A 26,239-nucleotide genomic window follows, 5' to 3' on the forward strand; every position below is an offset into this window, starting at 1 on the left:
TATCTGTAGTGCCTAAAATACCTATAGTACCCTTTTCACTTAAAGTATTTTAGGCACTTTATGTGTAGCTAACTTTTCCCCTGATTCGAATTGCATTTTTCTATTTAATTCTTGTTAAATTGCCTTACTAAATTCCTGATCTGGCAAAAACAAAACCTATGCTTACAAGTCTTCGTTCTCTATTACTACTATCTGTCATTTTTGGTTCATTCAACTTGTACGGACAGTCGATAAAATCCTTTCCTCACGATTCTCTTGAGTTTCAGGAAGGTTTTTTGAAATTTATGAATCATCCCAGCAAGAAAAAGGAAAGTAAAGCATTTGCCGAGAAGTTTCCTCAATTTTGGTTTTCTTCCCAAATCACTCCAAAGGAAAGAAAAAAGATATATGAGGTAAGTGATATTTTGCTGCAAAAAAGAGCTCGCTCTTTCCCCGATTTTTATAACTATTTTAAAACACTAATGCTATTCCAGCAGCAAAACAGAAGCGCAAGCGACTTTGACAACTGGCATTCCGGTTTTTTGAAACACATCCGCAATAAAAAAACAAAGCTGAGCAAGAGCAAGGATTTTTTAATGCAAACTCAACATCTCCTTCAGGACAGCGTCATCAACAAATCACATGCTGTGGAATGGAAAGCAAAAAATGCTCAATTCAGGTACTTATTCGATGAAAAACTAAGCATTGAATTTAAGCAAGCAGATTTACTTTGCATTGCTCAACGAGACACATCCAAAATCTACAACACAAGTGGAATTTATGATCCTTTCGCAAAGATCTGGAACGGAAATTCAGGAAAAATAAGCTGGGAACGTGCCGGCAAAGACATAAATCAGGAATATGCCAGATTTGACCACTATCAACTAAATACTTCCAAATCAACATTCTCAATTGATAGCGTAGAATATTTTAATCCAAGTCTGTCTTCGGAATCCATTCATGGCAATTTAATCGAGAAAACCACCAAAGCCAAAACCGCTAAGCAAGCCCTGTACCCTCGTTTCGAATCGTTCGGACACGAAATCAAAATCAACCAGATATATGAGCATGTAAACTACAAAGGCGGTGTTGCCATTCATGGTGCAAAATTTATTGGCAAGGGAAGTGCTGAATATCCTTCTGAAATTGAGATATCAAGAAACGACACCTTATTTTTGATTGCCAAATCGGAACACTTTGCTTTTCGCGAGAATCAAATCGCCGCTAAGGATACCAAAATCGATATTTTAATTGATACATGCAAAATTCATCACCCAGGTTTATTGTTTAAATACTTCCCTAAAAAGAAGGAGCTAAACCTGTTCCGCAGTCGTGAAGGAATTTCTCAAAGTCCATATTTTAACAATTATCACAATTTGATTATGGATTTTGGGATGTTGGTTTGGCGATTGAACGAAAACATGATGCATTTTACCAGCATGAAAGGAGCAACCAAACGACAAGCCCATTTCGAATCGATGAATTATTTTAGGATGAACCGATTCATGCGAATCCAGGGAATGGATAAACAAAATCCCTTAGTATTGCTTCGAAAGTTCGCCGACTATATGTATGTAGAAACTTTTACAGCTCAAGAATACGCCGATTACATTAAAAAACCATTAAACCAGGTTCGCCAACAATTGTTTGCTCTGTCCTTTCATGGCTTTGTAAACTACAACCTGATTACCGATGAAGTTACCCTTCAGAAACGTCTGAACGATTACATTTTAAGCGGAATGGGACGCCAGGATTATGATGTAATTAAATTTACCACACAAACCGACGACAAAGAGGCTGACGCTATTTATTTTATTGGAAGCTCCAACCTTCAAATAAACGGTGTGCGTCAGATTTCGGTGAGCGACTCTCAGAACGTTGTAATTTTCCCTAAGTATCGCCGTATTGTATTAAAAAAGAATCGCGACTTTGAATTCAATGGAAGAATAATGGCAGGCTTGATCGACCTGCATGGTAAAGACTTCGACTTCTTATACGATAACTTTAAGGTTGACCTAAAATCTATTGACTCTTTGCAAATGAATGTTGTGGTAGATTCACTTAGTAATTTTGGAAAAAGATATACCAACCAATTGGGGAGTGTAATCGAAAACATATCGGGTGATTTACTGATTGATGATCCGAACAACAAGTCGGGGAACAAGAATTTTGCCGACTATCCTATTTTTAACAGTGTTGATTCCAGTTTCGTTTACTACGACAAACCTCACATTCAAAGTGGAGTGTACAAACGCGATAATTTCTTTTTCAAGGTAGACCCTTACTCCATTACGAATATCAATAATTTTGATCGTTCCGATATTGAGCTGGCAGGCACTTTTGTTTCCGATAGCATTTTTCCGATTTTTAGAGAGTCTTTAACCATTCGCGATGACAACTCGCTCGGATTTGAACACCTTACACCTCAAAATGGATTTCTCGCCTACAACAAAGGTCTTTTTAATGATACAATCTTCCTCTCAAACCAAGGATTAAAAGGCAGTGGAGTATTAAATTACCTTGTTTCAGAAACAAGATCATCAGATTTTATTTTTAGGCCTGAGGAAATGCATACCAATGCCGAAAGCTTTGAACTGAAGGAACACGATACAAAAATGAATAATCCGGAAGTAAACGGAAAACAAATTTACGTGCAGTGGTTACCTTACAAAAATGAAATGTACGTTAAAAGTAGTGCCTTGCCACTTGATATGTACAAGAAACTGGCAAGCTTGTCAGGCACTCTTAAAATTACTCCCGGCGGTATCACCGGATCGGGAAATATGGAATTGGTAAATGCAAAGATTAAATCGGATTATTTTACTTACAATCGCAAAAACATATTGGCTGATTCGGCAAGTTTTAAAATTCTAAATGCCGATTCAACCGGATACTCTTTCGAGACTGAATCAGTAAAAGCAAATATCGATTTTGTAAGCCGTACGGGTTCATTCAAAAACACAAAAAAGGACAAGAAAAGTATTTTTCCCGATAATCGTTACATGAGTTACATCAACAGTTTCAAGTGGTATATGGATGATCAGATTATTGATTTAGGGAAAGAAGATGAAACCATACTGACAAAGCTTTGGCAAGAAGGAAAAATCAATGATTTAGATAAAACTTCCCTCAATCAGTTTGTTTCCATCGATCCCAAACAAGATTCGCTTAGCTTTGTTACCCCACTGGCACAATACGATGCCATAAAAAATACCATTTCCGCAAAATTTGTGAGGAGTTTGAATATTGCCGATGCAAAACTCTATCCCGATAGCGGAAATGTTATCATTGCAAAAGGAGGAAGAATGGAAACATTCAGAAATGCTGAAATAATTGCCGACACCATTAACAAATTCCACAAAATTTACAATGCAACCATTAATGTAAATGGCAAAAATTCTTATTCAGGATCGGGAACTTATACCTACAAAACTGTCGACGATAAAGAACAGATAATCACTTTTGATGTAATCGATGTGGATTCTACAGGTCAAACCATTGCCAAGGGAAATATCGCTGCCGAAAAATCATTTACACTAAGCCCGCATTTCGATTACAAAGGAAAAGTGAAATTGGAAGCAAGGGATTCTGCCCTGTATTTCGATGGACAAGCACACATACACAACAAATGCGGTGAGATTAAGGACTACTGGTTGGATTTTAAATCGAAAATTGACCCTAAAGAGATATTGATTCCAATAGAACATCATGCAATAGACGATGACAGATTGAAACTTTACAACTCCTTCTTCCTGACCAACGATTCGATCCACATCTATTCATCATTCCTGTCGCGAAGAATTTTTTATACCGATAACGTACTGCTCGACACCAAAGGATACCTGCGCTACAACGAAAAATTGCAGGCCTATCAAATTGCTGAGAAAGACAAATTAAGAGATCACAATACCAAAGGGAGCATGATCACCTTCTATCAAAACAACTGCAACATGAAGGGAGAAGGCAAGGTGAACTTGGGAGCCAAATTGGGTCAGATCAAGCAAGTTGCTTCGGGAAATATAGAGCACGATTTAAGCAGCAACATGCTTACACTTGACCTGGTTTATGGTATAGATTTCTTCTTTAACGATCAGGCTTTAAAAATTATGGAGAATACCTTTATGATGGCCAACTTGCCCCTTAATAAACCCAACAGACAAACTTACACTCGAAAACTGACCGAACTTATGGGCAGCAGAGAAAAGGCCGAAAAAGCAATGTCCGAACGCGACATAAATGGCATTTACAAAACATTACCCAAAGAATTGCAGCACACCATCTATTTTAATAATCTTGATTTTATTTGGGACAAAGAAGCCAAAGCCTACCAGTCGATTGGCGATATCGGCATTGGTAACATCAACGGGAAACAAATAAATAAAACCGTAAAAGGAAAAGTTGAACTCGATAAAAAGAGAAGTGGCAATCGCCTAAGCCTGTATTTGGAAATCGATAAATCAACCTGGTTTTTCTTCGAGTATCATCATGGGGTGATGTTTGCACGCTCATCAGACAATGAGTTTAACACCATTATTAGTGAAACCAAAGAAGACAAGCGTAAGCTAAAAGATCCGCTAAAAAAGAATCCTTATTCGTACATTATCACAGAACGCTCGAAAAAGACCAAATTTTTGAAGCGAATGAATTTTAAATAAACAAACACGAAGGACACTTATAGGTATTCACGAAGTTTTATAAAATAAAAGCGCCAAATTCCAATAGAATTTGGCGTTTTATTATGACATAACCATACATATTACAATCTAGCAGCTCGATTGCGTTTAAAATAACGTGAGTTCGACGTAAAATATTTGACCCAATCCTGTTAGTTTAACAACCATCCGGAATTTTTTCGTGGGAGGCTCTCGTAGGTACCTACGACAGGTCCTCGTAGGCACTTACGACAGGTCCTCGTAGGTACTTACGACAGACCCTCGTAGGTACTTACGATAGACCCTCGTAGATACCTATGGTAGTTTCGCAGGTATTAAAACTGATTTCGACTAAAAACATTCGCTACTGAAAATCAGCTGTATTCAAGATTTACTATAAAAAACCTGAAAGAATATCGGGATATTTTGAAGAATCTTTAAAGTAAAGATTAGGTGAAGATGAGTTTTCAAAGAATGCAACTGGTTTTGACGTAAATCTCCTAAAAATCAATACAAACTTTAACAACATTATTAATCGAACTAAGATTAGCACAAAGAAAAGCCAGTAAAAATACTGGCTTTACAAAATATCAATATGATCATATAAACTGTAATACATGCAAGCTTTCTCCCTAAAAAAAAATTATTCATTGTGCTTAAACTACTTTACAATCTCCTTCACACGCCCTACTTCTCCACTTTCCAATCGCACTTTAATGCCATGCGGGTGAATGGATGAATTGGTCAGCAAGTCCTTCACAATTCCTTCGGTTAGTTTACCTGATTTTTGATCTTCTTTCAAAACAATTTTCACCCTCAATCCAGGCCTGATATTCTCTCTTTTATCTCCTTCTTTCATAAACTTGTTTTTATGTTTGTCTTTAGCACAAATGTAATGCGATTTTCCGAAACTATCATATGGCACTTGTCCCATTAGAGAGAAGACGGATTCCATTCCCTTTTTCATTTCTCTTATTTCTCATCACATATAAAACCAAGGCTATCCCTTTCATCTAGCAATAATATATTTTTTTATTGAAAAAATGCTGTATTGCATAACAATTAAAAATATTTTTTAGTTAATTTCACATTTTTATTTAGCAAACAGAATAATACTTAAAGCACCGGATATGGGAAAATTTACTTTATATGATTTTTTATCATTTGTTCTGCCAGGAGGTACTTTTATAGGGATCCTTTATCTTAGCTTAAACATTCCAGATCTAAGTATTACTCAAAAGGAATTATTTATCATCCCTTTTTTGGTTGTCTCCTATTTATTGGGTCACCTTTTTAGTTTGCTCGGGCAAAAAATAGAACAAGTAAGCTTTCATAAACATGCTTTTTGGATGGACTATTTAAAGAACAATCCAGAAATGGCAAAAGAAATTAACAGACTATCTATTAACAAACTAAAGAGCACAAGCTTTATAAATAAGGATGGTACTATTCTTAAAAATGAGTCAGAAAAAGCCTATGATAATATCTATTCCTTTTTAGAATTGGAAGAAAAAGATTCTAAAATAAAAACCTTAATGGCTCAATATGGATTCTTTAGAAACACATCAGGAGTTTGGCTCCTTTTATTAATCATTCAAATATTTTTATTCGCTTTTGATCTGCTCATTGCCAATGAACCAAGTCGATCTGCAATACCCGATTGCTTATTAATCTTCGCATTTCTAATTGCATTTCTTGCTTCAGTCAGCCTAATGAGGCAGCGCAAAAAAATGGCAATGAAATTTGTTTATAAAAGCTTTGTAGTTTACACAAACATAGAATAAGAGTATATACAATAAATAAAATAAACTTCTATTATAATTTGTTTAAAAATGAAAAAAACATTCAACCCTAAAAACAGACCTTTAAAAAAAGAAATTAACATTAATGATTTGTTCACCGGAGCAAAAACACCTGAATATGCCGTATTCTACAATATTGCATACTGGTGGATGAGTGATTTTTTAAAATCATTATATGAAGCTAGAATAAGAAAAGCGAAAGACGAAAATCAAAATGATGATTATTCAAAGTACATCTACAGATTTATGCAGGAAGAAGACAACCCCACCCTTTCGGATGCTGATTACCTGAAACTGAAAGATTACCTTTGGAAAGGATATCTTTTTGCTAAAAACTCTACCAAAATTGATGTTAGCGAAAAGGACAAAAGAATGATACACCTGATGGTTGAAAAATTATCGGACATTCGTAATTTTCATTCTCACTACTACCATGAAAACTCAAATTTAGAATGCGAAAAAGAATTCTGTAACTGGATTGACTATCTTCATGATTATGCTTTGGATCAATTGCTAAAAGAATATCCTAAAGAAGTAGAAAAATATAAGGATAAGCTTAAAAAATCAGTCTCAAGAAACTCAAATCACAACTACACACCTTCGCTATTTGATACACACAATCACAAGAATTTTATTTCTCAAAATGGCCGAGACTTCTTTTTAAGTTTCTTTTTAAAAAGAGGAGAAATTTCACGTTTTATGCAACAGCGTTCTGGCTGTAAAAGAAACGACAAGCCCGAATTTAAGCTTAAGCACTTACTTTACAGATATTACACGCATCGCGATGGTGCCAGCAAAAATCGTTACAGTATCGAAAACACTGTGTTCTCACAACTAAATCCGGAATCGCAAACCGAAATCATTCACGCTCGTCATCTGTATAAAATGATTTCCTACTTGCGTGATGTACCGGTTGAAATAATTGACACCAAGTTGTTTCCACTCTTTTTAAGAGGAGAAGAAGTTAAAAATTCGGAGCAGATTATCGATTTCATATACCGAAATGATTTATTAAGCAATTGCGAATTTGGAACCATAAACAACAAATCGGGCGAAACCATTAATAACATAGTAGGCTTTACCTATTTTGGCAGCGATTACGAATTCGAAATCAAACTAAGTGCCCTGCACAAACTCCTATTGGATGTAATTCGCAATCCCGAACGTGAAAAAGACTTCTATAACAGCTTGCTTACATTCTCGCAATTTAGAGATGAATTCCCCGAAAAGCTCGACCAGTTTATTAATGGCTTGGTGCAAGAATACGAGATGCAGGAATATTATACTTTTAAACTAAAGGCCAACAATAAAACAAGAGGAAAGCTTTGGCAGATTATTGATAAGGTAAACAACAACAAAAGAATTGCTTACAAGGACAAAAGCGAATTGTTGCATTTGATTAAAAATGATGCCATCGAACTCATCTATCACAATTTTTATTTCGAATTAGACCGAAAACCAAGAAGGGAAAGCCAATTTATGCAGTTTGCGGTAAATTATTTGATAGACCATAAAGTGGTTCCGGAATGGGAATGGCTGATGGAAAAGTTCGAAACCAAAGAAATAAAGTCAGAGCAGAATGAGAAAAGCCAAATCAAAAGAATTAAATCATACAACAATTGCATTCCCGAAGGGTATCGCTTAAGCATGCGCAAGAACCAGGTGTTGGTAAGATTAAAAAGCGAACCCAACCACCTGTTTGGAATTGGTGAAACCTGCATGCGCAATTTAATTTTTGCCCATTTTAACGATAAACCAATTGAGAATATCTTAGGTAGATTTGTAAAAGATCTAAAGCAAATTCAAACTGCCGGACAAGAGCAAAACGAGATTCCCTATGAGAATCTGAAGCTGTTGTGCAGCAAAACCATGCCAAAATATTTAAGGCTAATGATGCGCGACAAAGAGGTTTTGGATAAGGAAAACTTGCCACATGCCACACAAAAAGCCCACGAAAGGATTGAAAGACTGGTAAGCTATTTTGAAAGCATTATTAATGGAGATATCCTATTAAACAAGAAGGAAATCAACACTCAATTGATTCGTTGTTACAAATATTTCGATTGGAAATATCCGCACAATAGCGAATTTAAATTCCTGCGACAAAACGAATATCAACTAATGAGTATTTACCATTACTCATTGGCCAAACCAAATACAAAAGATTACCAATTAAGAAAGCTAAGGAGAAAATTGTTTACCGACATTCGTGCACATTTGCCCAACGAGCTAAATACAATTCTTGAAGGCAACATTACTTTACAGGGCTTGCTTGATGATGTTTTAAACGCCACGGTGAGCAAACTTAAAAAGTGGAGCAATAATTTATCCGGCATGGATTCTGATGCTAAAAAAGCTTGCTTAAATAAACTTGGCATTAAAACCCCAATGAATCCTGTTCCCGATGCCAACATTAAGCACAATCTTGAACAGATGAAGAATTTGCCACTTTTGGTGCACCCTGCATTGGTAATGAAAGCATTTCGTTTTGAGCAGCATTCGCATTGGTTTTCAGATTTTAGAGATAATGCCACCAACAGCAAAGGGTTGATAACTGAGAATTACCAATTTGAAGCATACCTTGATCTTATGTTTGGAGATACCGAAAAACAAGCCAATAAAAAATGGAAGGCTTGCGAGCATAAAATTGTGGGCAAGGTAAACCAATTGAAAACTTTAGATACGTTTGTATGGAAAATGGCTCAGGTTTACCTGAAAAATTCAGGTTCGGGATTCATGAAAGAAATTGTCCGAGTATTAATCAACAAAACAGATGATTCTTTCCAACTGAACGAACTGCACAATACTACAATTCCTGTTGCTACAGGCGAAACCACCGATGGCACAGCCTACCGTGTAAATGTAAAATTCAAACAACTGAGCGATTTTATGCTGATAACCGGTCAACCGCTTCGAAAGTTGGTTGCCCAGTTATTCAGACGTTACCAAACTGCAGACCAGTTGGCAAGAAATGGCATCGAAGAAAAAGGTGGACGCTATCAAATCGACTACTCCTTAATCAAACAGGAGATGGATCGGGTTTACTTCGAATCTTTAATGTGTACCGATTACATTCTGCAATGGGAGAAAAGTGTTGTAGACAAGATCACCGAATCAAGCAAAAAAGAACTAATAGAAAATGTCCAAAAAACCAAAGCTTTCTTAAGTTTCAGAGAAGTTTGCAAGGCTGCTAATCTGTCGGAAGAGGATGAAAATGACTTATGCGAACTGCGCAACCACGCCATGCACGCTAGAATTCCCGAAAGCTTTAGCTATCATGATAAACTAAAGGAGGCCAGGATAATCTCCATGCTGCAAATTAGCGATGAAACACGCAAAAAGTACCAGAAAAAAGATGCTTACTACGAGGCATTGACCTCAATGACAAAATCTTAATGGCAATACGGTGTAATAGGTTTCTTTTTGAGAGCTAGTAACACCGTACTCAAAGGTGTAATAGGTTTCTTTTTGAGAGCTAGTTGCAAAGTTCGGCAATTTGGTGTAATAGGTTTCTTTTTGAGAGCTAGTAACACCTTAGCAATCTCCCTGTAATAGGTTTCTTTTTCTAGTAACACCGAGTATGACAAAGGTTTAACAATTGAAACAGGTGTAATAGGTTTCTTTTTGAGAGCTTAGTAACACCAGTAGGAAACTCACCTTCTTTAGGTGCAATAGGTTTCTTTTTGAAAGCTAGTAACACCTTTAAGATGTTGAATATTCGTTTTTATCCGGTGTAATAGGTTTCTTGTTGAGAGCTAGTAACACCAGCGAGCCATGCGACTTGTCTTCTTGCAACGGTGGAATAGGTTTCTTTTTGAAAACCAGTAACTCCATACTGATTTGTGGAAACTTACCTTCTGTAGGTGCAATAGGTTTCTTTTTGAAAGCTAGTAACACCCTAAGGCATGCAATTAAAGAACTGAAAAAGGTGCAATCGGTTTCTTGTTGAGAACTGGTAACACCCCTATAGCTAAGAGGATGTAATCCTGTTAAGGTGAATAAGTTTCTTTTTGAAGGCCAGAACACCTTAATGACTATAGTGTATTTTCCATTATCGGGCGTAATAGGCTTCTTTTTGAGAGCCAGCAACAACAGGTGGGTTTTGCATATTATTTTGGCAGATGGTGTAATCAGTTTCTTTTTTGAGTGCTAGCAACATCTCTGACATTAGTTTAACCGATTTTATTTCAGATGCAACAGGTTTCTTTTTGAAAGCCGTAAGCACCTGTGGTTCCTGAGATAATTCTTACGAACGGGTGCAATAGGTTTCATGTTGAGAGCTAGTAACACCTTTTGAGATTCTTAAGGCCAATCGTTATGGTGTAATCGCTTTCTTTTGAGAGTTGGAAACATCCATGGTTTGAATTTTAGTGATTGAAACAATGGTGTGATAAATTTCTTTTTTAGAGATGGAAATACCAATATCTACAGTTTAGGTGCGAGAACCCGAGGTGCAGTAGGCTTCTTTTTGAAAGCAACAAACACCTCATTATCTCTCCTCGATAAAACACAATGGGTGTGGCAGGCTTCTTATTGAAGGTAATGAATACCCTGTGGTAGAAAACAATGATCACTTCAATGGTGCATTAGGCTTCTTTTCGAAAGCAATTAACACCCTTGTAGTTTCATTTCGGTAAGGGGTACGGTGTAGCAGACTACTTTTTGAAAGTTAACAACACCAATTCTGAGAGATCTTGTTAATGGTAAATGGTGTTGCCGTCCTCTTTTTGCAGGCTAAAAACACCGTTGTAGTTTCATAACAAAAAAGTATCGGTAGGTGTAACAGGTGTCTTTTCGAACCCAAATAACACCCACGCTTAAGAAATAGAGGATTTAGATAAGATGGTGTGGTCGGTTTCTTGTTGAGAACCGGTAACACCTTTGGTTTCGGCTATAAATTTTTATACTGAGGTGTGCTTGGTTTCTTGTTGAAGTACAATAACACCTTTCGACCTTGGTTAGAAATCATACCAAGTGGCGCAGCAAACCTGTTATTCAAGGCCATTAGCACCATAGATTATACTCAAACTAAGGCAAATTAAAGTAAACTGGGTGTAGCTGGTTTCTTTTTGAAACTACAAACACCTCCCATATTCGATATGCTGCTTTGTGAAAGGGTGTAATTGGTTCCTTGTTGAGGATTAATAACACCCACTCATCGGACTTAATCATCATTTTGATGCTGTAGCAGATTTCTTTTTGAAAACCAGAAACAGCTTAAACCGTTTTCTTGCAATTCATTTTATAGGTGCGAAAAGCTTCATTTTGAGAGCAAATTACACCGTTTTATTATAAATTGACTGTTCACTTGTTTTGAGAATTTTGAGATGATATGCTGATACTGGCTTTTCGGATTAAAAATCCTTAGCTCATTAAGCCCTGATTGCAAATCAAGACTAGCGAGATTAAAAATTCTGAGCTCATATAGCCGTAATTGTAAATCAGGACTAGCAAGTTTTTTTCGGATTAAAAATCCCTGGCTCATTAAGCCCTGATTGCAAATCAGGAATAGCGAGCGATTAAAGATTTTGAGCTGATATAGCCGTAATTGTAAAGCAAGACTAACAAGTTTTTTCGGATTAAAAATCCTTAGCTCATTAAGCCCTGATTGCAAATCAGGAATAGCGAGATTAAAGATTTTGAGCTGATATAGCCGTAATTGTAAATCAGGACTAGCAAGTTTTTTTCGGATTAAAAATCCCTAGCTCATTAAGCCCTGATTACAAATCAGGACTAGCAAGATTAAAAATTCTGAGCTCATATAGCCGTAATTGTAAATCAGGACTAGCAAGTTTTTTTCGGATTAAAAATCCCTGGCTCATTAAGCCCTGATTGCAAATCAGGAATAGCGAGATAGATCATGTCAAAAAATATTTTGGGAAGCACACACAGTTCAGTTTTTATTCACTACTGTTTAAATTTTATAATACCTTGAGTTCGACGTAAAATTCTATCCACAGAAAGTTATATTTGCGATAGATTTGCATTAAAAATTTGGAAAGAATAGCGGGCTATCTTGAGGAATTTTTAATGTGAAGATGTCGTAAAGAGAACTTTCCATTATGTGTTTGCCTGCTTTCGGCATAAATTTCCTCAAATCTTCTTGAAATATCCCGATATTCATTCGAAAATTTGAGGAAATTTCTACTCAAAATCAGATCAAACTGTGAACGAATTTTACGTCGAACTCACGTTATAGTCATATCATGCATCAACAAATAAATAACTTTGGGTACGAGATGAAAAATAAACCTCCTATAAACATATTTTTTACGATCATTTTACTTGATTTTATGCCATATAAATTTATTTTTATAGGCTTAACTAAAATCAATCGTTATGAATGAAACAGAAAACAAACTAATAGAAGTTTATGCAGGTTTATCTTGGGAAGTTGAAATGCTAAAATCCATACTCGAAGATCATGAGATTAAAGCATTTGTTAAGGACGAATTTATTGGAACCCTGGCTCCTCATTATACAGCCGGTGGTGTTGGTGCAGTAAAACTTTGTATTTCGAGTGCCGATTTAGATAGAGCCAAACCTCTTGTCGAGAAATTTTTAAAGAACAAGGACGAATAAAATTCTTAGCCAGGTATTACATAAAAGTTCCACAACAAATACAGAATCGACACTATCCGATTTTTAAAGTTTGGATTATGCCGACAATGATAAATACAGACAAGCCAATGCCCTGTTATTGCAGCAAAATTTAATTTTTTACACCATCATTTTTTCCTCTAAGCTTCACCAATTCGTAATAAAAAGAAGTAAAAAATTGACTATTTTTAGTGCCGTATATGTACAAAATAAGCAATATAAACACATGCCAAAATATCAATTCCTTAACCGAGATTTAAGTTGGTTATCTTTTAACAAAAGAGTGTTAGAGGTAGCCACAAACCGGGATTTGCCCTTATTCGAAAGAATAAAATTTCTTGCCATTTACTCTTCCAATCTCGATGAGTTTTATCGGGTTCGCGTTGGAACCTACAAAAGATTTATTGAATTGCCACCTGAGGACAAGAAGAGCTTAAGAGAGGATCCGGATCTTGTATTAAAAGAAATCAATACCGAGGTTGACAGACAACAAATTCAATTTGGTAAAATATTTAGAGATGATATTGTTCCCGAACTTCGTGCCAATAATATTATCCTTGTGCAGGATGAAGAGTTAGGCGAGGAACACCACCAGTTTGTGAAAGACTTCTTTTTAGAAAATATTCTGCCTCATGCACAGCCCATGTTGCTGTTGAAACAACAGATCAAACCTTTTCTTCAGAACAACTCGATTTACCTGGCTGTAAAACTTTTCAAACGACGCAGTAAAAAAGAGGCTGATGTAAATCCGGTAAATCAACGTGCGCGATATGCAATCATCAAAGTGCCATGTCATCATTTCCCTCGTTTTATAGAGCTTCCTGAGATTGACGGAAAGCATTATATCATGTTCCTTGATGACATTGTAAAACTAAGAATGAAGGTTCTTTTTCCCGGATATAAAATTGAGTCAAGCTTTAGCTTTAAACTAAGTCGTGATGCCGATTTATTGATTGAGGATGAATATTCGGGCGATTTAATTGACATGATTGAGCGAAGCCTTAAGAAGCGTGAAACAGGTTCACCTTCGCGTTTCCTTTACGATGAATCGATTCCTCCTGTATTTCTTCGATTTTTGAAAGACTCTTTTGATTTGTTGCCCAATGACATGGTTAAAGGTGGAAGATATCATAACTTTCAGGATTTCTTTGCGTTTCCAAATCCAAAATATCCTGAATTGGAATTGGAGCCTTATTACCCCATGAGTGTAGAGGAATTGAAAGGTGGAACCAAATCAATATTCAAAACCATACGCAAGAAAGATCGCATTCTGCATTTTCCATACCAGTCGTATAAATATGTAATTCGATTCTTGAACGAAGCTGCCTTAGATCCTAAAGTGGAAGAAATTAAAGCCACTCAGTATCGTGTGGCCGATAATTCGGCAGTTGTTAATGCCTTGATTAATGCAGCTCACAATGGAAAAAAAGTAACTGTTTTTGTCGAAGTAAAAGCACGTTTTGATGAAGAGACTAACCTCCGCTCGGCTCGTGAAATGCGTAAGGCTGGTATCAAAATTATTTACAGTATTCCCGGTCTAAAAGTTCATGCAAAAATTGCCTTGATAATCCGTAAGGATGACAAGAGAGATTACGCATTTTTAAGCACTGGTAACTTTAACGAAAAAACGGCTAAAATATATGCCGATCATGGTTTCTTTACCTCCGATAAAGTAATGATTCAGGAATTGAAACAACTGTTTGATTATTTAGAAAACAAGACGCCCGGCTACGTTTTTAGTAAGCTACTGATTGGACAGTTCAATTTAAAAAAGGAATTGATCCGCTTGATTGATCAGGAAATTGAAAACGTTAAAAATGGCAAAGAAGGATACATTCTTTTAAAGATGAATGGCTTGCAAGAGCGAGAAATGATTAAAAAGCTATACGAGGCCAGCGAGAAAGGAGTTAAAATCGATTTGATTTTGCGTGGCATTTGCTGCTTAAAGCCAGATCAGCCCTATTCAAAAAACATCAGGGTGGTTCGAATTGTTGACCAATTTCTGGAACATGCTCGTGCATTTTATTTTTATAATAATGGAGAAGAATTGTTGTATCTTTCTTCTGCCGATTGGATGAACCGAAACTTGCAGCGCAGAATTGAGTGTGCATTCCCAATTCATGACGAAGATATTAAGGCGGAAATTATTCATATTTTAAAGTTGCAATTGGCCGACAATGTAAGTGCCCGTGTCTTAAATGGTACATTAGATAATATTCCTGTACAAAGATTAGATGAGGAACCTGAAGTAAGATCGCAAATTGCCATTGCTGAGTTCTTAAAAGAAAAGGAAAAAGTAGAAAAAGAATCAATAAGCGATTAGAATTTAATTAGTAACAAAACAACAAAAAAATGAAACGTTTATTCTTGGTTCGACATGCCAAAACAGAATTAATTCGATACGACATAACCGACTTTCAAAGAAATTTGAAAGAACGTGGAATTAACGATTCAAATTTAATTGCCAAAAAGTTACTGCTTAAAGAAGCCATTCCCGAATTGATGATATCAAGTACGGCAAACCGGGCAATTCAAACCGCTCGATTGTTTGCCGAAAATTTTAATTATCAGCAAGAATTTATCGTTCGGCTAGATGAACTTTACGAAGGTTTTACTACGCAAGAGTTTCTTGATATGGTTGAAAAGCATGCTAAAATTCATGAGTCGGTGATGATATTTGGACACAATCCAAGTATTGAGTACCTGGCCTTTAATTTAAGTGAAGAATTCTACGAATATGTTCCCACTTGCACGGTTATCGGTATCGAATTCGATGTGGAAGACTGGAAAGACATAGAGGCTCGATCGGGGAAAGTTTTCTTGTACGAGTATCCAAAGAAATACAAACAGTGATCGGTGATCTAAACACAAAGAAAATTGTAATGTCATGCTCCGACTATAAGCAAGCTGTAATTGTCGGGGTATGACTTATACCACGATTAGTATGAAATGAGGCTATCATTAATAAACCATTGATACCCTCACGCAAGTGAGAGCATCAAGCGTCTTTAAAATACTTAAGCAGGATTAACGTGAACTGAAGCTCATTCTTTCGACCTGTCTCTACTGTTCTCCGAAAACAATTTTCCCCTGATTGTCGAGGATCAATTTTCCGTTGACTTTCTCTTTTGTTTGAGGATGGATGAATCCTTTGATTAAACCCGTTTTTTGCTGCTTTACCAACGACTTGATTTGTGCTTCGCTTAGCTTTTTCTCCATAAACACAAATGGTACAACAAACTTGCAACCATTCTTATAATTCGAGCAGCCAAATGCAGCATTTCCTTTTAGCAGTGTACCCGATTTACACGCAGGGCAAGTAAGAACCTCTTTTTCTTCTTCCAGAAAACTGATGCTAAAATCCGGATCGAGAACCAGATTTCCATTTACTTTTTTGCCATCAACAGTAAATCCAATAATCTTTGGTGTTTTTCCTTTCAATACCAAAGCTTCAACCTGTTTATCGGTTAGTTTTTTACCGCTAAACTCGAGAGGCACTCGCATTTCACAACCATTTTTCCAATTGGTACATCCCCAAAGCGATTTTCCTTTAACGATTTTCCCCTCTTTACATTTCGGACAAGTCAGTTCAGTAGGAGTTGATTTTTTCTGTTTGGTTTCGGCTTTCTTCTGCTCCTTTTCTCTCTGCTCATCAATCACCTCAATGGCATTAATATTCTTTCGGGATTTTACATCCCAAACAATGCCCACTACCATATTCTTTAGCTCGGCCATAAATTGGTTCACCTCAAAATTCCCCAATTCAATATCCTTCAACTTCTTCTCCCATTGCCCTGTAAGCTCTGCCGATTTTAACAACTCATTCTGAATGGTATCTATCAACTGGATGCCCGTAATGGTTGCCACCAATCGTTTCTTTTCTTTTTTAATGTAGCGGCGTTTAAACAAGGTTTCAATGATATTGGCACGAGTAGATGGACGACCAATCCCGTTTTCCTTCATCAGCTCTCTCAACTCATCATCATCCACCTGTTTGCCAGCCGTTTCCATGGCACGCAACAAAGTTGCTTCTGAGTAATATTTAGGAGGCTGAGTTTGCTTTTCGGCCAAATCCGGCTGATGTTCACCTGTTTCGCCTTTTACAAAAGCAGGCAGAATCACTCCCTCGCCCACATTGCTGTCTTTGGCATACAACACACGCCAGCCCGCTTCAACAATCTGTTTTCCTGTTGCTTTAAAATCGATATCGGTAACCTTACCCATAACGGTTGTATTGCTGACTTTACAATCAGGATAGAAAACAGAAATGAATCTCCTGGTCACCAAATCGTACACCTGCTTTTCTTCATATTTAATTCCCGAAGGATTCACACCTGTTGGAATAATCGCATGATGATCGGTCACCTTTTTATCATCAAACACTTTTTTCGATTTCCTGATTTTCTCTTTTAAAAGCGGATCAATAAAATCTTTGTAAGGGGTAAGTTTCTTTAAAATTCCAGGTACTTTTTTATAGATATCATCCGAAAGGTAAGTTGTATCTACCCTTGGGTAAGTGGTCAATTTCTTCTCGTACAAAGACTGAATGATTCTTAAGGTATCCTCGGCCGACAAGTTAAATTTACGGTTACAGTCCACCTGCAAGGACGTTAAATCATACAAACGCGGAGGCTGCTCTTTCCCACTCTTTTTTTCAACGGATACAATTTCGAAAGGCTCAGACTTAATTTGATCCAAAAAGGCAACACCTTCTTCTTTTTTATCGAATCGCCCTCTTGTTGCTGCAAAGCTTACATCCCGATAAACGGTTTTCAGCTCCCAATAAGTTTGTGGTACAAAATTATCAATTTCCTTTTGACGATTAACAATCAATGCCAAAGTAGGCGTTTGCACCCTGCCAATTGACAGAACCGATTTTCCGTTTGCATATTTCAAAGTATACAATCGGGTTGCATTAATTCCTAGCAACCAATCGCCAATGGCTCTCGACGATCCGGCAGCATACAACTTATCAAAATCGCTTCCTTCTCTTAAATTCTGGAATCCTTCTCGAATGGCCTCTTCGGTAAGGGATGAAATCCACAAACGCTTAACGGGTACATTGCATTTTGCCTTGTGCAATACCCAACGCTGAATCACCTCTCCCTCTATACCAGCATCACCACAATTTATTACTTCTTCAGCTTTGGAGATCAATTTTTCAAGAATATCAAATTGTTTTTGAACACCAGTATCAGGAATGATCCTAATTCCAAAACGCGGTGGAATAATTGGCAAATCGTTCATGTGCCAATATTTCCAATTCATGTTGTATTCATGCGGTTCTTTTAGTGTGCACAGATGCCCAAAAGTCCAGGATATTTGATATCCATTGCCTTCGTAATAACCATCTTTTTTTGATTTTGCCCCTAGAATTAAGGCAATTTCGCGTGCTACACTAGGTTTCTCCGCAATACAAACTTTCATATTATTAAAGTTATTAGATGTTAATTCAATTTTTGAGTTAAAAGTATTTAAAGTTATAAGTGCCTAAATTTAAAAACCAAAAAAATTTAATGATTACAATTGGTTTTAATCCATGTATTACATTTTTCACCTTCCTGGCAATACATTTTAAAAATATGAATCTTAAACAATTCCACTTTAAGTATTTTAGGCACTTTAAGTACTACAAGTACTTACTTTTAGAACATATATTTAAACTCGAGAGAGAAAATATTCTCCTCTTCCGACATGCCATAATTAGCAGTTAGTACCATCAATTTATATGGTGAAATCCAAAAACCTCCACCATATCCATGGTGCCATTTGTTTGAGTCTTCCCCATCAAGCCAAACCCGGCCAAAATCGTTAAAGCCCAATATACCTAGTTCTCCTCCAAATAAATATGATTTAAATTTGGCTAGCCTCAATCTAAAATCGGTATTCTGATACACCATATCATCACCAGCAAATCTATCCTGTTTGTAAGCGCGTAAGTTCGATTTTAAACCCAGCTTATTTGCCTGATAAAATGAATAACCACTGGTATTGTGAGCCGCTCCAAATCGAACTGCAAGTATACTGCGTTGAGGCCTGCCAAGACTAGTATAAAACCTTAAATCGGTTTCCATCTTTTGGAAATTATGGTCATTCTTTTTCAGCCCTTTGTAAAAACTCCAGGAGTTCGACCAATACATTCCTCGCACAGGAATTACTTTATTATCACGAGTATCCCATTCGTGTTTAATTTTTATTCCAAAATATTTTCGGGTATTAAAGTCGGTTAGCACATCCAAATCATTATCAGGATTACTCAAATCAGTTACAAAACGATCAGGAGTTGCCTTTAATTTCAATTGTTCGAAGAATGGCCCGAAAGAAATATTCTGATTAGCTCCAATCCTTTTCCTAAGTTTTAAAGCCAATTCAGTTCTTCCCATTCTAATTCTGTTGTATTCCTTATCGTCCAATTCGGGGTTATTAGTTTCGTTACCCAATCCGTAATAGAAGCCTTGAAAATTTGGTGTATTGTAATCAACATCTGCCAATAAATCCAGTGAACCAATAACATCTGTCATTTCGCCTGAATATTTAACTTGAACCGAAGGATACATGAATGCATAATTCACCAAAAACTTATGCAAAGATCCATAAGGTTCTTTTCTAAAGCTCTGTTTTTTGATATTAAATCCCGCTCCAAGCGTTAATCCATCATCGCTAACATAGTTTAGGTTGGCTGCAGGACTCACAATATCATATTTAAACGATTTACGATTGTAAACATTCACACTCTCATGATTCGACAGTCGATTCCTGTAGGCTCCATTCCCTTTTATCTTGGTCTTTGGCTTATCGTAGACAGCCACATTTGATTTTCTGGTGCCATCAATTTTGAATTTATCCTTTCCGGTTCCACCTACAATCCTTAGCTTAACTCCTTTTGATTGTTTGCCGTCAATATCAAATTCATCCTTGCCACCCAATCCATAAATTCGTACCTCTTTGGTTTCTCCTTTAATAAATTTACGTTCGTATAGCTTTTCTTTCTTATTCCCTTTTTTGCTTAAGCGGCGAACCTTTATGCGTAAGTTTCCATCCTCATCCCATTCAGCATCAAAATCCTCTGTTCCATTTGTACCAACCACATCTACTTCTTTTGCCAGATAGTTATAAAACTCTAATGACATTTCCGGCAACAGGTCTCTTCTTGATTTTAGTTTTGCTACAATATCATTAGCAGAAATGGCATATACCTCTTTAGGCAGGTCTTTTACTGCTTGTTCAATTACCTCGTTGGTCAATTTTTGCTTTAAGTCTTTGGCCATTTCGAGCCAATCTTGTTTGTTTTTCGATTGAAGAAAGTTGCGATCGAAATAACGAGCATTAAAGCCTAATCCAACTACATTTTCGGGAATGGAATCGAAAATCTGGAATTTAGGCATTGCCCATTTTCTTCTAATCAACCAAGGAATTTTTCCGTCGCTATAAAAGAACACCTGATCACGATCGCGAGGGATTGGCCTTGCAATAATTTTATCACCTTTTTCAAATGTTGCCCATCGCCATTGGTCATCATGTCTATCCCAATCATTCAAAAAGATATCGAACAATCGGGCGCGCAAAACTGCGGTTTCATCAATCATCAAATCAGAGTTCTTGAATCTTTTCTCAATCAACTTATCCGTTCCGATCACATTTTTTGTATTGCCAAAATTATCAGCATCCGACATGTCATCATTCGGGCGTTCTTCGAATAGGTACAATTCATTTTTAAAATCATCCCGATAGATCCCAAAGCGAGGATCATCAGGCACATAAACAATTTTAGGATTGGTGTGATAAACTCCGGCGGCTTCGGCAAGTTTAGGAACAGCAATAGCGGCATATGGATACGACTCTGAAATACCATCCTGTACAATATTCGCTGCAAATGTCCCTCTTAATAAAGGCGGTATTGCTTTTTCGGTATACTTTTCTACCGAACGCAATACATACTGCTTTCCATCTTCGGCTTCCAATCGCAACGATCTGGTTTGTTGTCCGCCACCCCGCTTTAAAATTTTTAACCCTCCTTTTTCTGTTCCAATGTCAAAAACAGGAACCTGAATTGGTGTCTCCCATTCTTTACGATAGTTGTTCCCCAGAACATTCCTTTTAAACTTACTATTGGTAGAATACAAATCGCTCGCAGCAATCGTTAAGGTGCTATCTGCAAAATTTAAATCTTTATATTTTATAGCTAAATCTTGCGGACTTGACATTGCTTTGGTAAATAATTTTTTTTGGAAAGCCAAATGTGCTTTTTCAGTTCCATTTTTACCCACCGACCACATTTCAAGCCAAACTTCGTTGTTTGAATAAAAATTCAATTTGGTAAAACCGATTTCGCGAAGAGCCAAATCCATCTTCTTCTCCGACACGTATTCCGTTTTGCTTCCTGAACCGGTCACTACAAAATAAGAATCATCTCTTTCAGCAAATTGAAGGCTATTGTCATGAGCCGAAACGGTAATGATATTCTCATATTCTCTACCCAGTTTTCGAGCCATATATCTCATTTGCTTGTAAAATGGATAGGCAAAATCCTGCGATGTTCCAAATAGCTTACGATACAGCTGAACAGGGCCAACAAATGGAAAGTTTCCTGCATGTTTACCGCCACTATATATTGGATGATGCGATGCAAATACGATTTTCTTATCCTTATTCCTTTTTAACACATCGCTTAACAGAATCAAGAAATCAGATGAATTTTCCAAACCGCATTCTGCTTCCGGCTTGTCGGCAGCATGCAGCCACCATTGCGAATCAACAATAATCAGCACCACATCATCACCAATCTCAATTTCTACGGGTCCGGGGCATCCACCTGATGGTAAAAACACATCTCCTTTTCCAATATAATCTTCAATGTAAGTTTCCAAGTTCATAATGGCTTCCCAACCATGCTTATGTCCCTGATTCCACTCTTTTTCTCCGGGAACAAAAAAACTTTCTCCATTGAAATTTTTCGCCAATTCCAATAGTTTAATCAGGTTGTGATCACCGGAATTAATATCTTCAATTTCCTGTTTTGAATATTCTTTTGATATGCTATTGCCCAAAAAAACAAGGGTAGCTTTATCCTCATCTTTATACAGTTGATTTTGTAGCATTTTTAGGTTGGCGTCTACAATATTTGCTTCACCAACGTCACCAATAAAGAATAAGGAATGTATCAGTAAGTCTGAACTTGGAGCTTTATCCGTTTGCTTGCTTTGTGCTTGAATCACAAACACAAAACACATCAGGCAATAAAGTGCAATTAGCTTTTTCATGCTTTTAATTTTATTGAATCAAATACTTAAGAGTTTATCGATAAAAAACTCTAAAAACAAATTTAAACAGTTTCCCGTATGATATCGAATTATTGTTTGTAACTGTATTTTAAAAGAATTGCTTTTTTTCCTCTTCCCTCGTTTGAAATAAACATGGTACCATCGGGAGCAAAACAAATACCTTCCGGTTGACGAAAGATTTTGCGTTTTAATTTTACAATGGTTTTAACTTCACCTTTGGGGTTTAACACAAGCAACAATTTACCTACCGAAGCAAGCACATATAAATTTTTTGTTATTGGATGTATCGCTATGGCCGAAGGTTGAAAAGTAATATCACCTTCCGATGGATTAATCTTTTCCAATAATTTTACCGAGAAGTTTGAGTAGGAATCAAATTCCAGTATTTTGCGAATTTGTTCCTGATCGATCAGATATTTAGGCTCATTCGACAATTTCTTTTTTTGAATGGAATACTCATAAATGGCACGCTTGCCGTGATATTTTTGTTTCTCGATTGAAGGCTTGCCTTTACAAGCCACCAATAAGGAATTGGTTTTAGGATCATAAGCTAATCCCTCCGTATCATTTCCAGCATGCAGTTGAGTCGAATTTTTTTCAGAACTGATCCTGCTCTTATCTTTAAAATGATCAACCTTAAAAATTTTGCCATCAGAACGCAATACATAAACCACCGAATCTATCAACTCAATACCTTCATAATCGCCGGGGTAATCGAAATGATACTTTTTTGTTACCTCTTTCTTTTTGTGGTTATACTTGTAAATAATACCTTCCTCATCATTTACACATAAAATAGAGTTTTCGCTATAGTAGGTCAGTCCTGATATTTCTCTTAAATCATCCTTGAGTTCGCATTTTTTATCAGGCTCGTAAATATCATAAGGGAATTTGTCATAAGTATCCGATAAATATATCATTTTCTGATCTTTTTTTTGGGCGCAAGCCTCAAGAAAAAAAACAATACCAAACATACTAATAAGGGCATGAAATGTTTTATTCATATCAAGAATTTAACTTTTAAAAATGGGATCATAAAATTAACAAATAAGCCTCAATTACCAATAAAAAATGATCATTCGAGGCATTTCTATTCTTTTAACAGACTGTTTTCACCTTTAATGGTTATCTTTATTCAGTCAAAAAATGAATCTCAAGAACTGAAAAATTCCAAATATGAATATGATCCAAGAAGCTGAAAAATATGTTACTAATCTTATTGAGGATGCAATTAAACCATTGTATACTTATCACAATTTAGAGCATACTCAGAACGTGGTGAAAAATGCTGCAAAGATAGCTTCAGAACTAGAATTCAGTGAGGAGCAAAGCGAAATTTTAGTTTTAGCGGCCTGGTTTCACGATTCAGGTTATTATGAAGACTATGCCAATCATGAGGAATTAAGTGCCCGCAATGCAAAAGTTTTTTTAGAAGAACAAAATTATCCTCAGGAAAAAATGGATCAGGTTATTCAGGCCATTATGCATACAAAAATACCTCATCCTCCGTGTGAAAAACCAATTTGCAATGCACTGTGCGATGCTGACCTGTATCATTTGGCTTCGAAAAATTACATGAAAAGCTCGGAGCAATTGCGCTTAGAAAAGCAAGCACTATCTAAACAAGAAATTCCACCTAAAGAATATTGGGAAGACACTTTGATTTTTTTACAAAATCACAAATACAAAACCAAATACGGTAAAAAGGTATTTGGAAAAAAGAAGGAGCAAAATTACCAAAAAGTGGTTGCTAAAATCAAAGGCTACCACGAAAAAGAAATCCAAAAGCTAAACGAAAAAGTTAGTAAACTTGAGAGCCAGAATGTAAAATTGAAAATGCCTCAGCGTGGTATTGAAACCATGTTTAAGGTAACTGCCCGAAATCAGATTAACCTGAGTTCGATTGCTGATAGCAAAGCCAACCTAATGATCTCTGTCAACTCTATTATTATCTCGGCCATCTTTTTCATTTTCAAAAACATTATGGAAGTGCCACACTTTATTATTCCATGTATGATTCTGCTAATTGTGTGTTTGATTACCATCACCTATTCGGTTATGGCCACTCGCCCAATTGTTACCGATGGTAAATTTTCGGAAGAAGATGTAAAGCAAAAAAGAGTAAACCTATTGTTCTTTGGGAACTTTCACAATATGGATCTGGGCGTTTATTCCAGGGCATTAAAGGGAATGATGACTGATTACGATGAGTTGTATGACAGCCTGATTAAGGATCAGTACTATTTGGGTAAGGTGTTGGGTAAAAAATACCGTTTTTTAAGAATCTCCTATACCATATTTATGTATGGCTTGATTTTTTCGGTTGCAGCATTCATTTTAGCAGCAATCTATCAGCCATTAATGTGGTAATTATATGCATTCAAAAGCTAAGATTTCAACTCATTCGTTTAATAATTTTACCAGTGTAAGACCGCTAAGCTTAAGGCTCTTTTAGGGCTGAGGCAAACTGAAATTCAATACATAAAAATTACGCTGGAACAGCCTTTTTAAATCAACAAAAACTAAATTTGCAGCCCAATAATTAGTACAGATCAATATGAATTTATTTTACACTCCGGATATAAAAGATCGATATTATCAGCTCGATGAACTTGAGTCGAAACATTGTGTTCGCGTTTTACGCTTAAAAGAAGAAGACGAAATCCATTTGATTGATGGAAAAGGAACTCTTTTTACCGCTAAAGTTATTGATGCACATCCCAAACGATGCACGGTTGAATGTATCGAAAAGAAAGAGGAATTTGGCAAATTGGATTATGAACTGCACCTGGCACTTGCTCCTACTAAAAACATCGACAGAACGGAGTGGTTTCTTGAGAAATGCACCGAAATAGGAAGCAGTGAATTTACGCCACTTTTAAGTTCTCGTTCGGAAAGAAAAGTTGTGAAATATGATCGTTTGTTTAAAGTAATCACTTCAGCGGTAAAGCAATCGTTAAAAGCATATCATCCAAAATTAAACGAACTAACAAAGTTTTCGGATTTGGTTACATCTGATTTCAATGGTGAGAAATTCATTGCACATTGCAATCCGGGAGAAAAAACTCATTTGAAACAATTGTGCAAGGCCAAATCGAAATGTTTGATTCTAATTGGTCCCGAAGGAGATTTTAGTCCTGAAGAGGTGGAACTTGCAAAAGCGAATGGATTCAAAGAAATATCGCTGGGCGAAAGTCGTTTAAGAACTGAAACTGCTGGTGTTGTAGCCTGCAATATTGTTAGTCTTGCAAATTACTAGAATGAAAATCAACCATTACATATTTTTCACATTTCTACTTCTGTTAGCTTGTTTCGCGCAAGCTCAAAACACAACTGTTAGAATTGGCTTGTTAAAATACAATGGCGGTGGCGATTGGTATGCAAACCCAAGCTCTTTGCCCAACTTGATTCAGTTTTGCAATGAAAATAAAATTGCAAACATACAAGCAGAGCCAATAAGCGTAGAAGTTGGCAGTCCCGAGATATTTTCTCTTCCTTTTCTGCATTTAACCGGACATGGTAACATTGTTCTTAATCATCAAGAGATCATTAACCTTAGAAAATATTTAATGGCTGGTGGTTTTTTGCATGTTGATGACAACTACGGGCTTAATGCATATTTCAGAAGGGAAATTAAAAAAGTATTTCCCAATGAGGAATTGGTTGAACTGCCCTACTCCCATCCAATCTATCATCAGATATATGAATTCCCAACTGGCTTACCAAAAATTCATGAACACGATGGAAAGGCTCCTCAGGGGTTTGGACTTTTCCACAAAGGAAGGCTGGTTTGTTTTTATACTTACGAGACCGATTTAGGTGATGGATGGGAAGACACCAGCGTTCACAACGACACCGAAGAAAAGCACCAGCAAGCCTTACAAATGGGTGCAAATATTATTTCGTTTGCCTTTAGTAATTAACG

General features: G+C 36.5%; 14 protein-coding genes. 9 read left to right on the forward strand and 5 right to left on the reverse strand.

Going from position 1 to position 26,239, the window contains the following annotated elements:
- Positions 1-158: 158 nt before the first annotated feature.
- The gene (locus tag ACO05S_RS01945; protein ID WP_421919864.1) at positions 159-4,634 is read left to right on the forward strand and encodes a hypothetical protein; all 4,476 of its coding nucleotides are present in this window, start codon (positions 159-161) and stop codon (positions 4,632-4,634) included.
- 658 nt (positions 4,635-5,292) lie between these two features.
- On the opposite strand, the gene ACO05S_RS01950 is transcribed toward ACO05S_RS01945, so the two are convergent.
- The gene (locus ACO05S_RS01950) at positions 5,293-5,598 is read right to left on the reverse strand and encodes a YwbE family protein (protein ID WP_421919865.1); all 306 of its coding nucleotides are present in this window, start codon (positions 5,596-5,598) and stop codon (positions 5,293-5,295) included.
- Positions 5,599-5,761: 163 nt separating this feature from the next.
- Between ACO05S_RS01950 and ACO05S_RS01955 the strand changes: the two genes are divergently transcribed.
- Positions 5,762-6,415, forward strand: a complete 654-nt coding sequence (locus ACO05S_RS01955; RefSeq protein WP_421919866.1) for a hypothetical protein — start codon at positions 5,762-5,764, stop codon at positions 6,413-6,415.
- A gap of 48 nt (positions 6,416-6,463) precedes the next feature.
- Positions 6,464-9,829 (forward strand): hypothetical protein, encoded by a 3,366-nt coding sequence (locus ACO05S_RS01960; protein WP_421919867.1) that lies wholly within the window; start codon positions 6,464-6,466, stop codon positions 9,827-9,829.
- A 306-nt stretch (positions 9,830-10,135) separates the two neighbouring features.
- Here the strand turns inward: ACO05S_RS01960 and ACO05S_RS01965 are convergent, their stop codons facing one another.
- On the reverse strand, positions 10,136-10,522 hold the full coding sequence (locus tag ACO05S_RS01965; RefSeq protein WP_421919868.1) for a hypothetical protein: 387 nt from the start codon (positions 10,520-10,522) through the stop codon (positions 10,136-10,138).
- 2,250 nt (positions 10,523-12,772) lie between these two features.
- Here ACO05S_RS01965 and ACO05S_RS01970 point away from each other — a divergent pair.
- The 3 genes from ACO05S_RS01970 to ACO05S_RS01980 all read left to right on the forward strand — a co-directional run bounded on the left by ACO05S_RS01970 (position 12,773) and on the right by ACO05S_RS01980 (position 15,886).
- Positions 12,773-13,015, forward strand: coding sequence for a putative signal transducing protein (locus ACO05S_RS01970; protein WP_421919869.1), 243 nt, complete (start codon positions 12,773-12,775; stop codon positions 13,013-13,015).
- Between the two features lie 244 nt (positions 13,016-13,259).
- On the forward strand, positions 13,260-15,356 hold the full coding sequence (gene ppk1, locus ACO05S_RS01975; RefSeq protein WP_421919870.1) for a polyphosphate kinase 1: 2,097 nt from the start codon (positions 13,260-13,262) through the stop codon (positions 15,354-15,356).
- 29 nt (positions 15,357-15,385) lie between these two features.
- Entirely contained in the window at positions 15,386-15,886 is a 501-nt protein-coding gene (locus ACO05S_RS01980; protein ID WP_421919871.1) for a SixA phosphatase family protein, read from the forward strand.
- A gap of 210 nt (positions 15,887-16,096) precedes the next feature.
- Here the strand turns inward: ACO05S_RS01980 and ACO05S_RS01985 are convergent, their stop codons facing one another.
- The 3 genes from ACO05S_RS01985 to ACO05S_RS01995 all read right to left on the reverse strand — a co-directional run bounded on the left by ACO05S_RS01985 (position 16,097) and on the right by ACO05S_RS01995 (position 23,318).
- Positions 16,097-18,460 carry a DNA topoisomerase 3 gene (locus ACO05S_RS01985; protein ID WP_421919872.1) on the reverse strand — a complete coding sequence of 788 codons (2,364 nt, stop codon included), beginning with the start codon at positions 18,458-18,460 and terminating at the stop codon, positions 16,097-16,099.
- A 218-nt stretch (positions 18,461-18,678) separates the two neighbouring features.
- On the reverse strand, positions 18,679-22,293 hold the full coding sequence (locus ACO05S_RS01990) for a BamA/TamA family outer membrane protein (protein ID WP_421919873.1): 3,615 nt from the start codon (positions 22,291-22,293) through the stop codon (positions 18,679-18,681).
- 89 nt (positions 22,294-22,382) lie between these two features.
- Positions 22,383-23,318, reverse strand: a complete 936-nt coding sequence (locus ACO05S_RS01995; protein WP_421919874.1) for an SdiA-regulated domain-containing protein — start codon at positions 23,316-23,318, stop codon at positions 22,383-22,385.
- A gap of 172 nt (positions 23,319-23,490) precedes the next feature.
- On the opposite strand from ACO05S_RS01995, the gene ACO05S_RS02000 reads away from it, so the two are divergent.
- From ACO05S_RS02000 to ACO05S_RS02010, 3 genes are all read left to right on the forward strand, one after another.
- Positions 23,491-24,684: a Pycsar system effector family protein gene (locus ACO05S_RS02000; protein ID WP_421919875.1), complete on the forward strand. Its 1,194-nt coding sequence runs from the start codon at positions 23,491-23,493 to the stop codon at positions 24,682-24,684.
- 187 nt (positions 24,685-24,871) lie between these two features.
- Positions 24,872-25,573 (forward strand): 16S rRNA (uracil(1498)-N(3))-methyltransferase, encoded by a 702-nt coding sequence (locus ACO05S_RS02005; protein ID WP_421919876.1) that lies wholly within the window; start codon positions 24,872-24,874, stop codon positions 25,571-25,573.
- 1 nt (position 25,574) lies between these two features.
- Positions 25,575-26,237, forward strand: a complete 663-nt coding sequence (locus tag ACO05S_RS02010) for a DUF4159 domain-containing protein (protein ID WP_421919877.1) — start codon at positions 25,575-25,577, stop codon at positions 26,235-26,237.
- The last annotated feature ends 2 nt before the right edge of the window (positions 26,238-26,239 follow it).

The organism is Marinifilum sp. (genome assembly GCF_965230805.1).
Lineage (GTDB): Bacteria > Bacteroidota > Bacteroidia > Bacteroidales > Marinifilaceae > Marinifilum.